Origin of the sequence: Dorea sp. ICN-14282 (assembly GCF_037890115.1) — a bacterium.
GTDB lineage: Bacteria > Bacillota > Clostridia > Lachnospirales > Lachnospiraceae > Dorea_B > Dorea_B phocaeensis.
Genome location: NZ_JBBKBH010000001.1, coordinates 1091504 through 1104831, shown reverse-complemented (window position 1 = coordinate 1104831; position 13328 = coordinate 1091504). Strand labels below are relative to the sequence as shown.

Sequence of the window (13328 nt, the reverse complement as noted above, 5' to 3'; positions counted from 1 at the left end):
TATGGCACCACATGGACATGGGAACGGCGGTGTTGCCGGAGAGAAAGCAAGAGACTTTAAGGGAACAATGAAGAAATTAATGAGTTATCTTGCAAATTATAAAATTGCGATATTCTTTGTGGCCGTATTTGCAGTGGGCAGCACCATCTTTAATATTGTAGGACCTAAGATTTTAGGAAAAGCGACTACGGAGATCTTCAACGGTCTGGTGGGCAAGGTTTCAGGGGGAAATGGAATCAATTTTGGAAAGATAGGACAGATTCTTCTTGGGCTTCTTTTCCTGTATTTGTGCAGCGCCTTGTTTTCGTTTGTTCAAGGCTATATTATGACGGGGATTTCACAGAAGCTGACCTATCGGATGCGGAAAGAAATTTCGGAAAAGATTAACCGCCTTCCGGTGAAATACTTTGATCAGATGACACATGGAGAGATTCTTTCCAGAATTACCAATGATGTGGATACTTTAAGTCAGAGTTTAAATCAGAGTGCAACGCAGGTGATTACGTCTGTGACTACGATCATCGGTGTGTTGGTGATGATGATTAGTATCAGTCCGTTGATGACACTGGCAGCGCTTCTGATTCTTCCGATTTCTATGGGATTTATTTCCGTGATTGTAAAGCATTCGCAGCGGTATTTTAAGAGCCAGCAGAAGTATCTGGGGCATGTCAATGGTCAGGTGGAAGAAATCTACAGTGGTCATAATATTGTAAAGGCATTTAATAAGGAAGAGGACGTGATCGCAGCGTTTGAGAAGGACAATGATATCCTCTATCAGTCAGCATGGAAATCACAGTTCTTTTCCGGTATGATGATGCCAATTATGCAGTTTGTAGGAAATCTGGGCTATGTGGCCGTGGTAATTCTGGGTGGTTATTTGGCAGTGAAGCGAACGATCGAAGTGGGAGATATCCAGTCATTTATTCAGTATGTGCGTCAGTTTACCATGCCGATTCAGCAGGTTGCCCAGGTGGCAAATATGCTTCAGTCCACAGCTGCCGCGTCAGAGAGGGTCTTTGAATTCCTGGAAGAAGAGGAAGAGGCACAGACGGCAGAACATCCGGTATCACCGGAAGGGATCGAAGGAAGCGTGGAATTTGAACATGTACACTTTGGCTATAATCCAGAGCATACCATTATCAACGATTTCAGTGCGAAGGTGGAACCGGGGCAGAAGATTGCAATTGTAGGTCCGACGGGAGCAGGAAAAACGACGATGGTGAAGCTTCTGATGCGATTCTATGATGTGGGAAGCGGGGCAATTAAAGTGGACGGACACGATATCCGTGATTTTAACAGAAGTGAGTTGAGAAAGATGTTTGGTATGGTCCTGCAGGACACCTGGCTTTTTAAGGGAAGTATTGAAGAAAATATTCGATACGGTAAGTTGGGTGCCACCCATGAGGAGGTCGTAGAAGCGGCAAAAGCAGCTCACGTGCATCGTTTTGTACAGACCCTTCCGGGGGGATACGAAATGGAATTAAATGAAGAAGCAAGCAATGTGTCTCAGGGACAGAAACAGTTATTAACGATTGCAAGAGCGATTCTTGCGGATCCTAAAATTTTGATTTTGGATGAGGCGACCAGTTCTGTGGATACCCGTACGGAGATTCGGATTCAGAAGGCGATGGATAATCTGATGCGCGGAAGAACCAGTTTTATTATCGCACACCGTCTGTCTACCATTCGGGATGCAGATTTGATTCTGGTGATGAAAGACGGAGATATTATTGAGCAGGGAAATCACGAAACATTGATTGCTCAGAATGGCTTCTATGCGGAACTATACAATTCACAGTTTGAAAGGAGCGCATAGGATGGAGCGGTTAGAGCAGCAGTTTGCATTTTTAAGAGAGATTGACAAAGAGAAAATGATAGGGCGGCAGACGTATCTTACCGATGCCGTCCGCAAGGAAAATGATGCGGAACATGCCTGGCATATGGCGATTATGACGCTGCTCCTTTCGGAGTATGCCAATGAAGAAATTGATGTGCTTCGGACGATTTCTATGCTGCTGATCCATGATATTGTAGAGATCGATGCAGGTGATACCTATGCGTATGATATGGAGGCGAAGAAGACCCAGAGGCAGCGGGAGGAACGGGCAGCAGAGAGGATCTTTGGGATGCTTCCCTCGGATCAGAGAGAGAAAATGCGTACGCTTTGGGAAGAGTTTGAAGCCTGTGAGACAAAGGAAGCTAAATTTGCCCGGTCTATGGACAATATACAGCCGATGATGTTAAATGCAGCTACCGATGGAAAAGCGTGGGAAGAGCATGAGGTGCGTTTGAGTCAGATTTTGAAACGGAATCAGCGAACCAAAGAAGGATCGGAGACGCTTTGGAAGTACGCAAAGGAAAATTTTATTGATCCAAATATAGAAAAGAAACGAATTGTGGATGATAGAAATAAAAAGGAATAAAGAGATTTGGTAAGATATAAGAAATACAAACAGCAGAATCACTTTCATGCCTAAAAAGGCGAAGAAAAAGATTCTGCTGTTTTTCTTATCTAGTTATTTCATGGAAAGTCCGGTTAATACGGATTTTACATGACTGATTTCCTGTTCAGATGCTTTAGCGGCAGGAACATAGTAGCTTTTTTCACGGGCAATCTGATAGAGTTTTTCCTGCGACATTTCACATTCGTTGCGCAGCTGTTTCAGACACTGCTTTAATTCTTTGTTTTCCGTCTGAGGAATCATTTCTCCGAAGCGGACCAGTTCTCCGTTGACGCTTGCCAGGGTGTCGGATACCATTGTTTTTTCATCTAACATATCAAGTTTCCTCCTCTTATAAAAATTTCATTAGATTTTGCTTGTTTTTCATAGCAGAATCCGCTGCGTCCTGAAAAAGTTTCTTCACTTCAGGATCTGTGGCGCAGGAAGCATAATCCTGCATTTTGCAGTGTGTAGTGTCATAGCCGCCGATTAAGTGGCGGAGATTCTGTAAGTCAAGTACGGATATTTCAGACATGGTACATTCCTCCTTTATTTTCATTGATACATGTCAATACAAAAATATTATTTCGGAAATGAAGAAAAAATATACAGGAGTTTTTTGACATTTTCTTTTGTAAAATTTTTGAATAGATACAGAAAGATACAGATTCCCTCTTGTGAACTAGTGTAGTATACTGAATTTAGAGAATTCAGACGGTGTGATAGGTTTGGAAAAATGTAAATGATGTGATTAACGAAGATACGAAGGAGGAGCACGATGAAGCTGATTGATTTGCATTGTGACACGATTGGAAAATTGATGGATCAGAAAGATGCAGGAGATCTTATGACAAACCGGCATAGTATCAGTATTGAGCATATGGAAAAAGCCGGTACAAAAGCACAGTTTTTTGCATGTTTTACTTGTTTTGGAAATTATGAGAATGGAAATGGATATGAGGATGCGTATCAAAGAGCAGAGCAGATGATCGCTTATGCGAAAGAACAGTTTGAGATCTACCAGAGCAGGATACGCCTGGCTCATTCCTGGCAGGAGATTGCCGAAAATGCAGAAGATGGCAAGATTTCTGCTATTTTGACGATCGAAGAGGGAGGCGTTTTAAATGGCCGGATGGAACGGCTTACAAGCCTGTACCAGGAAGGGGTGCGGCTGATGACATTGATGTGGAACTATGAGAACTGCCTGGGACATCCAAACAGCCGGGATGCGGGAATGATGGAGAAGGGGCTGACGCCATTTGGAATCGAGACAGTAACAAGGATGGGAGAACTGGGAATGATTGCGGACGTTTCTCATGCTTCCGACGGAACTTTTTGGGACATTTTAAAATATGCAAAAGGGCCAGTAGTGGCCTCTCATTCTAATTGCCGCAATTTGTGTAACCATCCAAGGAATCTGACAGATGAAATGATCCGGGCTCTTGCAGAGCAGGGCGGTGTTGCCGGTCTTAACTTTTTTGGACCGTTTTTGGGAACTACAAAAGAATCTAAAATTGAGGAAATGACAGCCCATATTCTGCATATGATTCAAGTGGGTGGAAGTGAATTTCCGGCGATTGGAACAGATTTTGACGGGATTGACGGGCTGGAACGACTGGATATCCCGAATGCATCGGCGATGGAACTTTTGTGGGAGGCGCTGGAGAAGAAAGGATTATCCAAAGGACAGCTTGATAAGATCTGGGGAGAAAATGTAGAACGAGTGCTGCGCGAAGTCTTAGCATAGCGTATTTGAAAGAATGACAGATAAAGCAAGAAGGGGCTTACAGTTATGAGAAACGGTAAGCCCCTTCTTTAGAGAATTATTTATTGGGGTTTATACATTTTTATTTGCCTTCTACTTCTGCCATTTTCATTGCACGAACCTTTAATGGCAGACCAAACAGATTGATGAATCCGTCTGCATCGTGGTGATCATAGAGATCGCCAGTTGTAAAGCTTGCCAAAGACTCACTATACAGAGAATATGGAGATGTGGTTCCGGCTTTGATAATATTGCCTTTATAGAGTTTGAATTTTACTTCACCGGTCACGTATTCCTGTGTACTTTCGATAAATGCCTGTACAGCTTCACGAAGTGGAGTAAACCATTTTCCTTCGTATACGATCTGAGAAAGTTTATTGCCCATTTCTTCCTTTACTTCATAGGTTGCGCGATCCAATACCAGTTCTTCTAACTGCTGATGTGCCTCGTAGAGGATAGTTCCGCCAGGAGTCTCATATACGCCACGGGATTTCATACCAACTACACGGTTTTCGACGATATCACAGATACCAACACCGTGCTTTCCACCAAGTTCATTGAGCTTGCGGATGATATCGGAAACTTTCATTTCTTCACCATTGATACTCTTAGGAACACCTTTTTCAAAGGTCATCGTCACATATTCTCCTTCGTCCGGAGCTTTTTCCGGAGTTACCCCAAGAACCAAAAGATGATCATAGTTTGGTTCGTTTGCAGGATCCTCCAGTTCCAGTCCTTCGTGACTGATGTGCCACAAGTTACGGTCACGGCTGTAGCTGTGGCTTGCGTCGAATGGAAGATCGATTCCATGTGCTTTGCAGTACTCAATTTCTTCTTCACGGGAGTTCATGGTCCATACATCGGTCATACGCCATGGAGCGATGATTTTGATGTCCGGAGCCAGCGCTTTGATTCCCAGTTCAAAACGGATCTGGTCATTTCCTTTTCCGGTAGCGCCGTGGCAGATGGCAGTAGCGCCTTCTTTTCTTGCAATCTCAACGAGACGTTTTGCAATAGCCGGACGTGCCATGGAAGTTCCGAGTAAATATTTGTTTTCATAAACGGCGTGTGCCTGTACGCAAGGAACGACGTAATTATCACAGAAATCGTCAACGATGTCTTCGATATATAATTTGGAAGCGCCGGATAATTTTGCACGCTCTTCCAGTCCGTCTAATTCTTCCTCCTGACCGCAGTCTACGCAGCAGCAGATTACTTCGTAATCAAAATTTTCTTTGAGCCATGGAATAATGGCTGTGGTGTCCAGTCCTCCGGAATACGCTAATACAACTTTCTCTTTCATATGTTTATCCTCCTCAAATCTATCTTTGATTTTATTTTGTTTGTTTCAATGCAAGACATACTATACACCACAATTCATAAATATGCAAGATAAAATTGTAAAAAAGTTTAAAATATGCAAAATATACAAATGATGTGTATAAAAAAGAGGAGCTATGAGGGGATGTATAGTAGTTTATGGGCATGATTTGTAGGGATTTACTTTGTCAGTAGGCCATGATATAATTAAAAGTAATGCGCTAAGTAAAGGAGGGGCTTATGGAGGCTTTAATCATTATGTGTCTCGGTATTCTCGCTGGGCGTTTTCTGATACCAAAGCGTGCAAAAAAAGGGAATGAGTGGTTTTCTCTTGGCTGCACGTTCCTTCTGATTCTTTGTATGGGTGTAAAGCTAGGAAGAGATGACAATTTTATAAACGATTTATCTTCGTTGGGATTATCAAGCTTATTATTTTTTCTAATTCCAACTGTTTTATCAATTCTCATAGTTTTTGTTTTAACAAAAAAGTTTATGAAAAAGAGAAAAGGTGATCAAGAACAAGAGGTGGATAAATGATTATTGTATTTATGATTTTAGCATTAGGGATTGGTTTGGTTTATGGAATGTCTGGTATTGAATTAACTGCTTTAAATATGATAACGGAAAACACGGATATAGTATTATACATTTTGATGTTTTCTGTCGGCATCAGTATCGGAATGCAGAGAGGAATCTTTTCAAAAATAAAAGAGTATCATATGAAAATCTTTATCATTCCGATCGGAATTATTGTCGGATCTTTCGTGGGAGGAGTTATCTGTTCCTTGATTCTGGAAATACCGATTGGTTATGGGACGGCGATCACCAGTGGCTTGGGCTGGTATAGTTTGGCAGGTGTTACGATTAGTGGGTTAGCCAATGTGGAGATGGGTAGCATTGCTTTTATGAGTAATCTTATGCGAGAGATGTTTTCCTTTATTTTGATTCCATTTCTTGCAGTTCACTTTAATTACTATACATGTATTGCCCCGGCAGGAGCTACCAGTGAAGATACTACTTTGCCGGTTATGTTGAAATATACAAATGAAGAAACGGTTGTTTTGTCCGTTTTTAATGGCGTGATATGTTCATTTATGGTTCCTATTTTGATTTCTTTTTGCCTGAATATGGTTTAATTAAATCTTTTTCGATATATAAAGAGCGTATTTTTTACCTTGGTTCATTTTTTACATAACTTTGAATAAATACGCTCTACAAACCATGCTTCTGTGGATTTTTCGCTGATTTCATCTGCTTTGATCCATTCGATCTGGCTGTTTTCATCGGCTTTGATCCGAAGGGGTGCATCTGTACTGGCTTCTAATAAATATGTTATATTCAAATGTAAATGGGAGGGAATGTATATTCCCTTTTTTTCGTGTCCGGAAACCGGCAATATTTCAAGAGAAAATATATCTTCTGAGACGAAGCGAACATCTGTCAGTCCGCTTTCTTCCTCAATTTCTTTCAGAATCACCTGCTTTAAATCTGCATTCCCATCCGCATGCCCCCCAAGCCATGCGAAGGACTGATAAATATTGTGATAAGCCATTAAAACTTTTTGACGGTCTTCATTTACAATCCATGCAGATACTGTAAAATGAGCATTCTTATTTTCACGTGTCAAAATATGTTTCGATTCGTAAAGGTGCCGCAAAATTTCTTCTTTGTCTTTTTCTTCCTGTTCGTTATAAGGCTGGTATTTTTCAATCTGTTTTTTTAACTGCTCAAGGTCTTCCAAAGTTATTTCCTCCTGAAAATTTTAAATAAATGAAGCATAAATAATATAAATTTCCGTGACTGTAATAATCCCCAAAACTCCGTCTATCATAAGATTATATGAAACATCTGTTAAAAATGTTTTGGAGTGAGTCAGGAAATATTTGATTTTTTCTGTTCCACTTAGGATAGTAATGAAAAGTGATAGTGCTGGAAAAAGAAAAATTTCGAGTTTACTTCCAAAATCATCTGCGATTCCATTTGCAAAATGCACAGGGATTATTTGCGGCAGGAAGAACACGCTGATTACGGCCAATAAAATACCAATGCTGCAAATAGTCCATGTCAATTTTTGGCTTCCAATCCATTTCATAAAAATTCCTTCTTTCTTTTGTGACTTCCTGTTATATATGAAATTATATTCCTTCTTCCTAGGTTTGTATATAGAATTTTCTTGAATTGAGATCTGTGAAAAATGGGTTGACATATATAGACGATCTATGTATTATAAAAATATGATATATAGATCATCTATACAATATAAGAAAGAGGTGAAAGGGCATGGCAATTGATAGAAGCTTGTTGTCGGGAAGCAATGGAATGCTTCTTTTGAAACTTTTGGAGGAAAAAGACCTATATGGATATGAGATGATTGAGATGCTCCGGGAACGTTCTATGAATGTGTTTGAATTGAAAGCCGGAACACTCTATCCGATTCTTCACAAATTAGAGGAGCAAAGATGTGTGGAGACCTATGAGAAAGAAGTAGCGGGAAAGGTACGGAAGTATTACCGGATTACCAAAGAAGGAAAAAAGCAGCTGAAGGCAAAAACAGAAGAGTGGAATGAATACTCTAAGGCGGTAAGTCAGGTACTGGGAGGTGCATTTTGTGGATAGAAAAGGGTATCTGGAAGTATTAGAGGAGCAGATTCGCTGCAAAAAAGCGATTCCGTTCATCCAAAAAGAGTTAGAGGACCATATCGAGGATCAGAAGATGGCTTATCTAGCTAGTGGTATGACTGAATATGAGGCAGAAGAAGCTGCTGTAGAACAGATGGGAGATCCGGTTGCGGCGGGGATGGAACTGGATCAGGTTCACAGACCGAAGATGGCATGGGGGATGATTGGACTTGCAGGAGCTCTCTACTTTGCTGGTTTTCTTGTACGTTTTCTGGTAGAAGCTGCACTGGGAGTTGATTTTTTGTCAGCGAAAGTGGGGGCTTCCTATTTATTTAGTTTTATGATTATGATAGGTGTATGTTTTTGGGATTACAGCAGGATTGGAAAGTGGGCAAGAGAGTTGACCATTCTGGCATCAGTCGTGCTGGTTTTGGGAATTGGCTTTGGTGGAAATGTAATCAATGGAAGCAGCGGGTGGGTTTCGCTGGGAGGAATTGTGACTGTCAATGTGCGGATCTTAATTTTTCTGATGATACCCTTGTACGCAGCAGTGCTGTATCAGTACCGTGGACAGGGATATGGTTCGATTGGAAAAGGACTTTTGTGGACGGTTCCGCTCGTACTTCCGGCAATTGCCTGCGGAAGCTTTTACCTGGTTCTGTGGATGATGCTTTTGTGTCTTTTGATTTTGGTTTACGCAGTGAGCAGGGGATGGTACCAGATTAAGAAGAAAAGAACAATAGGAGGTCTGGCGCTTATGGGGTGCTTGTTACCGTCTCTTTCGGTAGGATATCTTTGGGTATTTGGTGCGACATATCAGAAAGAACGGGCATTGGCAATTTTGTCTCCATTTCATTCAGAGACGAATGAAACCGTACGCTTTTTTCGGACGGTGGTTTCCGACAGCCGATTTGTGGGAGGCAGCACAGAGGCAATCAACATGCTGGCTTCCGGGGAGAGAACGGAGGATCTTTTGACTTATCTGTTGTCTTTTTACGGTATTTTGGTTACCGTTCTTTTGGTTGGAATGATGGCGGTGCTTTTGGGGGTACTTTTTCATCATGCGGCAAGGCAGAAGAATCAGCTGGGAAGAATGATGGGATTTGCATGTATGGTGGTGCTGGCGCGGCAGATTCTTGTGTATACGGCAGGATGCTTGGGATTAACAGTGCCCCAAAATGTATACTGTCCATTCTTAGGAAGCGGTGGAAGTGGTGCGCTAATGACTGGGGTACTGCTTGGGATATTGCTTAGTATTTATCGGTATCAGAATGTGATTTCAGATGTGAAAATTCGGAAAAAGAGTCGGCAGCAGACAACAGAATAAAAGTAGAAACAAAAAACGAAAAATAATCTTAAGAAAAATACTTGCATATTATACATCGTTGGTGTATAATTATGCAAGTATTTTAGATTATGCACATGCATATAAGCATGAGAGCAGTAGAAAGTTTCAGAAAATTGGGTTATCTTAGGAGGTAATACAATGATAAAAGCAGGGATTATTGGTGCGACTGGCTATGCAGGAGCGGAGCTGGTAAGAATTTTGAACGGACATAAGGAGGTAGAGATTGTATGGTATGGTTCGAGAAGTTATGTGGACCAGAACTATGCAGATGTTTACCGGAATATGTTTCAGATTGTAGATGCAAAATGTATGGATGATAATATGGAAGCGCTTGCAGATCAGGTGGATGTTATTTTCACGGCGACGCCTCAGGGATTCTGTGCATCCATGATGAATGATGCCATTCTGTCAAAGGCGAAGATCATTGATTTAAGTGCTGATTACCGAATCAAAGATGTGGCGGTCTATGAGAAATGGTATGGGATTAAGCATGAGAGTCCTCAGTATATCGAGGAAGCGGTATATGGTCTTAGTGAGGTAAACCGGGAAATGATTAAACATGCAAGATTACTGGCAAATCCGGGGTGTTATACAACCTGTTCCATTCTAACTGCGTATCCGCTGGCAAAAGAAGGAGTAATCGATATGAGTACATTGATTATCGATGCAAAATCAGGCACTTCTGGAGCTGGAAGAGGCGCAAAGCTTCCGAATCTCTACTGTGAGGTTAACGAAAATATTAAGGCATATGGAGTGGCATCTCACAGACATACGCCGGAGATTGAAGAACAGCTTGGGATTGCAGCAGGGGAGCCGGTGACGTTAAACTTTACGCCTCACTTAATCCCGATGAACAGAGGGATTCTGGCAACGGAATATGCGACGTTAAAAAAACAGGTCACTTACGAGGAAGTCAAAGCCATTTATGACCAGTATTATCAGAAGGAAACGTTCGTCAGGGTACTGGAAAAGGGTGTTTTCCCGGAGACCAAATGGGTAGAAGGAAGCAACTATGTAGATATTAATTTCCAGATTGATCCAAGAACCAATCGGATTATTATGATGGGAGCCATTGATAATCTAGTAAAGGGGGCAGCAGGTCAGGCGGTTCAGAATATGAATCTGATGTTTGGATTTTCAGAGAATGAGGGATTGAATATGGTTCCTATGTTCCCATAAAAGGAGGGGAGGACGCAGATGGTAAGACAAATGAAAATCGAAGATTATGACCAGGTGTATGCATTATGGAGGAAAATTCGTGGATTTGGAATCCGGAGTGTGGATGATTCCAAAGAGGGCGTAGCAAGATTCTTAAGAAGAAATCCAGATACCAGTGTGGTAGCTGTGGAGGAGGATCAGATTGTAGGAGCAATTCTATGCGGGCACGATGGGCGAAGAGGCTGTCTTTACCATGTATGCGTGGATCCTGACTGGAGGATGCGCGGCATTGGAAAGGCGATGGTGGTTTATGCAATGGAAGCGCTGAAGAAGGAAGAGATCAATAAGGTGTCTCTCATTGCATTTACACAGAATGATATTGGAAATGCATTCTGGAAGGAAATCGGCTGGACGAAGCGCGAGGATTTGAATTATTATGATTTTACTTTAAATGAAGAAAATATTACGGCATTTATTCAATAATCAAAGATTAGAAAAAAGGATGGGATGAATATGAAACAGATCGCAGGTGGCGTAACAGCAGCAAAAGGATATGAAGCGGCAAGTACCGCAGCAGGAATCAAATACCAGAACCGTACCGACATGGCAATGATTTACAGTCAGGTTCCATGTGTGGCAGCGGGAACCTTTACGACCAATGTAGTAAAGGCTGCTCCGGTTAAGTGGGATCAGCAGGTAGTAAAGAGCGGGGCAAAAGTTCAAGCTGTCATTGTAAACTCAGGAATTGCCAATGCATGTACTGGATCAGAAGGCTTTGGGTATTGTAAGGATACAGCGGATGCGGCAGCTGCGGCGCTTGGTATCTCGGCGGCTGGAGTACTGGTTGGATCTACGGGAGTCATCGGAAAGCAGATTCCGATTGAAAAGCTGACAGCAGGTGTTGCAGAACTGGCAAAGAAAAAGCAGGCTACGTTAGAAAGTGGACAGGAAGCAGCAAAGGCCATTATGACAACGGATACGAAAGAAAAGGAATTGGCCGTAGAAATTGAGGTTGCAGGAAAGACAGTGACCATCGGAGGGATGGCAAAAGGATCTGGTATGATCCATCCGAATATGTGCACCATGCTTGCTTTTATTACAACGGATGCGGTGATTTCTAAAGAGACACTTCAGAAGGCATTGAGCGAAGATGTGGATGATACATATAACATGATTTCTGTGGATGGAGATACTTCTACGAATGATACCGTGCTTCTTTTGGCAAATGGGATGGCAGAAAATGAGGAAATCATTTATGGAAGTGAAGCGTACGAAACGTTCAAAGAGGCGCTTCATGTGATCAACGAGTATCTGGCGAAAAAAATTGCAGGAGACGGAGAAGGTGCAACTGCGTTGTTTGAAGTAAAAGCAGTGGGATGTGAGAGTAAGGAACAGGCAAAAATTCTGGCTAAATCTATCGTATGTTCCAATTTGACCAAGACGGCGATTGCCGGACATGATGCCAACTGGGGACGGATCTTGTGCGCGATGGGATATTCTGGAGCGCAGTTTGATCCGGAGCAGGTAGATCTTTTCTTTGAAAGTGCAGCCGGTAAGATCCAAATTATTGAAAACGGAACAGCAGTCAACTATAGTGAGGCGGAAGCAACGAAAATATTATCCGAGCCGGAAGTGACGGCCATTGCCGATGTGAAGATGGGAGAGGAGACGGCAACAGCATGGGGATGTGATCTGACCCATGGATATATCGAGATTAATGCAGATTACAGAAGCTAGGTGAGAAAAGTTCAGGAAAGAAGGAGTGACAGGAAGATGGATCAGAATATGCAGAAATATCTGGATAAGGCAGAAGTGCTGATTGAAGCACTTCCTTATATCCAAAGGTTTAACCGGAAGATTATTGTAGTAAAGTACGGCGGAAGCGCTATGGTAGATGAGAATCTAAAAGAGCAGGTAATCAAGGATGTAACCCTTCTAAAGCTAGTAGGATTTAAACCGATTATTGTCCATGGCGGAGGGAAAGAAATCAGTCGCTGGGTTAGCAAGGTGGGTATGGAGCCGAACTTTGTCAATGGACTTCGTGTTACCGATGCAGAGACTATGGAACTGGCAGAAATGGTGCTTGGAAAGGTCAATAAGGAATTGGTTCAGCTGGTGGAAAGTCTAGGCGTTCGAGCGATTGGAATCAGCGGAAAAGACGGAAAGCTTTTGACGGTGGATAAAAAATATGCAGACGGAGAAGATATTGGATTTGTAGGAGAGATTAAGAAAGTAAATATCCAGATTCTATATGATCTGCTGGAGAAGGACTTTCTTCCAATTATTTGTCCGGTGGGTCTTGATGACGATTACAATACGTATAATATTAATGCAGACGATGCAGCATGCGCTATCGCAAGGGCGATGAGGGCGGAAAAGCTTGCGTTTCTGACGGATATCGAAGGGGTGTATAAAGATCCAAAAGATCCGGCTACCTTGATTTCTGAACTGACGGTATCGGATGCAAGAAAACTGATGGATGAGGGCTATATTGGCGGTGGAATGCTTCCGAAGCTTCACAACTGTATCGATGCGATTGAAAACGGGGTGTCCAGAGTTCATATTTTGGACGGTCGGATTCCGCATTGTCTGCTTCTTGAGATTTTTACCAATAAAGGAATTGGAACGGCGATCTTAAATGACGGGGCACAGCAATTTTATTATGGAGAGTAAGAAC

At 42.2% G+C, this 13328-nt stretch carries 16 protein-coding genes; 11 read left to right on the top strand and 5 right to left on the bottom strand.

All coding sequences use genetic code 11. From position 1 onward, the window contains the following. Position 1: 1 nt before the first annotated feature. Together WKT00_RS05180 and WKT00_RS05175 are read left to right on the top strand one after the other, a co-directional pair. Positions 2-1816: an ABC transporter ATP-binding protein gene (locus tag WKT00_RS05180; protein WP_101695643.1), complete on the top strand. Its 1815-nt coding sequence runs from the start codon at positions 2-4 to the stop codon at positions 1814-1816. A gap of 1 nt (position 1817) precedes the next feature. Further along, the gene (locus WKT00_RS05175; RefSeq protein WP_101695642.1) at positions 1818-2423 is read left to right on the top strand and encodes an HD domain-containing protein; all 606 of its coding nucleotides are present in this window, start codon (positions 1818-1820) and stop codon (positions 2421-2423) included. A 93-nt stretch (positions 2424-2516) separates the two neighbouring features. Here WKT00_RS05175 and WKT00_RS05170 read toward each other — a convergent pair whose 3' ends face one another. Continuing rightward, positions 2517-2777, bottom strand: coding sequence for a spore coat protein (locus tag WKT00_RS05170; protein WP_101695641.1), 261 nt, complete (start codon positions 2775-2777; stop codon positions 2517-2519). 16 nt (positions 2778-2793) lie between these two features. After that, on the bottom strand, positions 2794-2976 hold the full coding sequence (locus tag WKT00_RS05165) for a hypothetical protein (RefSeq protein ID WP_101695640.1): 183 nt from the start codon (positions 2974-2976) through the stop codon (positions 2794-2796). A 243-nt stretch (positions 2977-3219) separates the two neighbouring features. Between WKT00_RS05165 and WKT00_RS05160 the strand changes: the two genes are divergently transcribed. Further along, positions 3220-4188: a dipeptidase gene (locus WKT00_RS05160; RefSeq protein WP_101695639.1), complete on the top strand. Its 969-nt coding sequence runs from the start codon at positions 3220-3222 to the stop codon at positions 4186-4188. 100 nt (positions 4189-4288) lie between these two features. Here the strand turns inward: WKT00_RS05160 and WKT00_RS05155 are convergent, their stop codons facing one another. After that, on the bottom strand, positions 4289-5509 hold the full coding sequence (locus WKT00_RS05155) for an argininosuccinate synthase (RefSeq protein ID WP_101695638.1): 1221 nt from the start codon (positions 5507-5509) through the stop codon (positions 4289-4291). 257 nt (positions 5510-5766) lie between these two features. Here WKT00_RS05155 and WKT00_RS05150 point away from each other — a divergent pair, with 257 nt between their 5' ends. Beyond that, complete coding sequence (locus WKT00_RS05150; protein WP_101695637.1) at positions 5767-6063, top strand: hypothetical protein; 297 nt, start codon at positions 5767-5769, stop codon at positions 6061-6063. Beyond that, positions 6060-6662, top strand: coding sequence for a lysine exporter LysO family protein (locus WKT00_RS05145; RefSeq protein WP_101695636.1), 603 nt, complete (start codon positions 6060-6062; stop codon positions 6660-6662). The genes WKT00_RS05150 and WKT00_RS05145 overlap by 4 nt, the downstream gene beginning before the upstream one ends. A gap of 44 nt (positions 6663-6706) precedes the next feature. On the opposite strand, the gene WKT00_RS05140 is transcribed toward WKT00_RS05145, so the two are convergent. Together WKT00_RS05140 and WKT00_RS05135 are read right to left on the bottom strand one after the other, a co-directional pair. Further along, positions 6707-7267: an NUDIX hydrolase gene (locus tag WKT00_RS05140; RefSeq protein WP_101695635.1), complete on the bottom strand. Its 561-nt coding sequence runs from the start codon at positions 7265-7267 to the stop codon at positions 6707-6709. A 21-nt stretch (positions 7268-7288) separates the two neighbouring features. After that, the gene (locus WKT00_RS05135; protein ID WP_101695634.1) at positions 7289-7618 is read right to left on the bottom strand and encodes a DUF1648 domain-containing protein; all 330 of its coding nucleotides are present in this window, start codon (positions 7616-7618) and stop codon (positions 7289-7291) included. A gap of 188 nt (positions 7619-7806) precedes the next feature. Here WKT00_RS05135 and WKT00_RS05130 point away from each other — a divergent pair, with 188 nt between their 5' ends. The 6 genes from WKT00_RS05130 to argB all read left to right on the top strand — a co-directional run bounded on the left by WKT00_RS05130 (position 7807) and on the right by argB (position 13324). Further along, the gene (locus WKT00_RS05130; protein ID WP_101695633.1) at positions 7807-8142 is read left to right on the top strand and encodes a PadR family transcriptional regulator; all 336 of its coding nucleotides are present in this window, start codon (positions 7807-7809) and stop codon (positions 8140-8142) included. Then, positions 8135-9472 carry a permease prefix domain 1-containing protein gene (locus tag WKT00_RS05125; RefSeq protein WP_101695632.1) on the top strand — a complete coding sequence of 446 codons (1338 nt, stop codon included), beginning with the start codon at positions 8135-8137 and terminating at the stop codon, positions 9470-9472. The genes WKT00_RS05130 and WKT00_RS05125 overlap by 8 nt, the downstream gene beginning before the upstream one ends. Before the next feature lie 159 nt (positions 9473-9631). Then, positions 9632-10672: an N-acetyl-gamma-glutamyl-phosphate reductase gene (gene argC, locus WKT00_RS05120; RefSeq protein WP_173814488.1), complete on the top strand. Its 1041-nt coding sequence runs from the start codon at positions 9632-9634 to the stop codon at positions 10670-10672. An 18-nt stretch (positions 10673-10690) separates the two neighbouring features. Further along, the gene (locus tag WKT00_RS05115) at positions 10691-11134 is read left to right on the top strand and encodes a GNAT family N-acetyltransferase (RefSeq protein ID WP_101695630.1); all 444 of its coding nucleotides are present in this window, start codon (positions 10691-10693) and stop codon (positions 11132-11134) included. Positions 11135-11164: 30 nt separating this feature from the next. Continuing rightward, on the top strand, positions 11165-12388 hold the full coding sequence (gene argJ / locus WKT00_RS05110; protein WP_101695629.1) for a bifunctional glutamate N-acetyltransferase/amino-acid acetyltransferase ArgJ: 1224 nt from the start codon (positions 11165-11167) through the stop codon (positions 12386-12388). 36 nt (positions 12389-12424) lie between these two features. After that, entirely contained in the window at positions 12425-13324 is a 900-nt protein-coding gene (gene argB, locus WKT00_RS05105) for an acetylglutamate kinase (RefSeq protein WP_101695628.1), read from the top strand. Positions 13325-13328 lie beyond the last annotated feature (4 nt).

Excerpts from the sequence above, each read along its gene's own strand:
- WKT00_RS05130 (WP_101695633.1), top strand. The coding sequence starts at position 7,807 with ATGGCAATTGATAGAAGCTTGTTGTCGGGAAGCAATGGAATGCTTCTT.
- WKT00_RS05165 (WP_101695640.1), bottom strand. The coding sequence starts at position 2,976 with ATGTCTGAAATATCCGTACTTGACTTACAGAATCTCCGCCACTTAATC.
- WKT00_RS05145 (WP_101695636.1), top strand. The coding sequence starts at position 6,060 with ATGATTATTGTATTTATGATTTTAGCATTAGGGATTGGTTTGGTTTAT.
- WKT00_RS05135 (WP_101695634.1), bottom strand. The coding sequence starts at position 7,618 with ATGAAATGGATTGGAAGCCAAAAATTGACATGGACTATTTGCAGCATT.
- argB (WP_101695628.1), top strand. The coding sequence starts at position 12,425 with ATGGATCAGAATATGCAGAAATATCTGGATAAGGCAGAAGTGCTGATT.
- WKT00_RS05160 (WP_101695639.1), top strand. The coding sequence starts at position 3,220 with ATGAAGCTGATTGATTTGCATTGTGACACGATTGGAAAATTGATGGAT.
- WKT00_RS05180 (WP_101695643.1), top strand. The coding sequence starts at position 2 with ATGGCACCACATGGACATGGGAACGGCGGTGTTGCCGGAGAGAAAGCA.
- WKT00_RS05115 (WP_101695630.1), top strand. The coding sequence starts at position 10,691 with ATGGTAAGACAAATGAAAATCGAAGATTATGACCAGGTGTATGCATTA.
- argC (WP_173814488.1), top strand. The coding sequence starts at position 9,632 with ATGATAAAAGCAGGGATTATTGGTGCGACTGGCTATGCAGGAGCGGAG.
- WKT00_RS05150 (WP_101695637.1), top strand. The coding sequence starts at position 5,767 with ATGGAGGCTTTAATCATTATGTGTCTCGGTATTCTCGCTGGGCGTTTT.
- WKT00_RS05170 (WP_101695641.1), bottom strand. The coding sequence starts at position 2,777 with ATGTTAGATGAAAAAACAATGGTATCCGACACCCTGGCAAGCGTCAAC.
- argJ (WP_101695629.1), top strand. The coding sequence starts at position 11,165 with ATGAAACAGATCGCAGGTGGCGTAACAGCAGCAAAAGGATATGAAGCG.
- WKT00_RS05155 (WP_101695638.1), bottom strand. The coding sequence starts at position 5,509 with ATGAAAGAGAAAGTTGTATTAGCGTATTCCGGAGGACTGGACACCACA.
- WKT00_RS05175 (WP_101695642.1), top strand. The coding sequence starts at position 1,818 with ATGGAGCGGTTAGAGCAGCAGTTTGCATTTTTAAGAGAGATTGACAAA.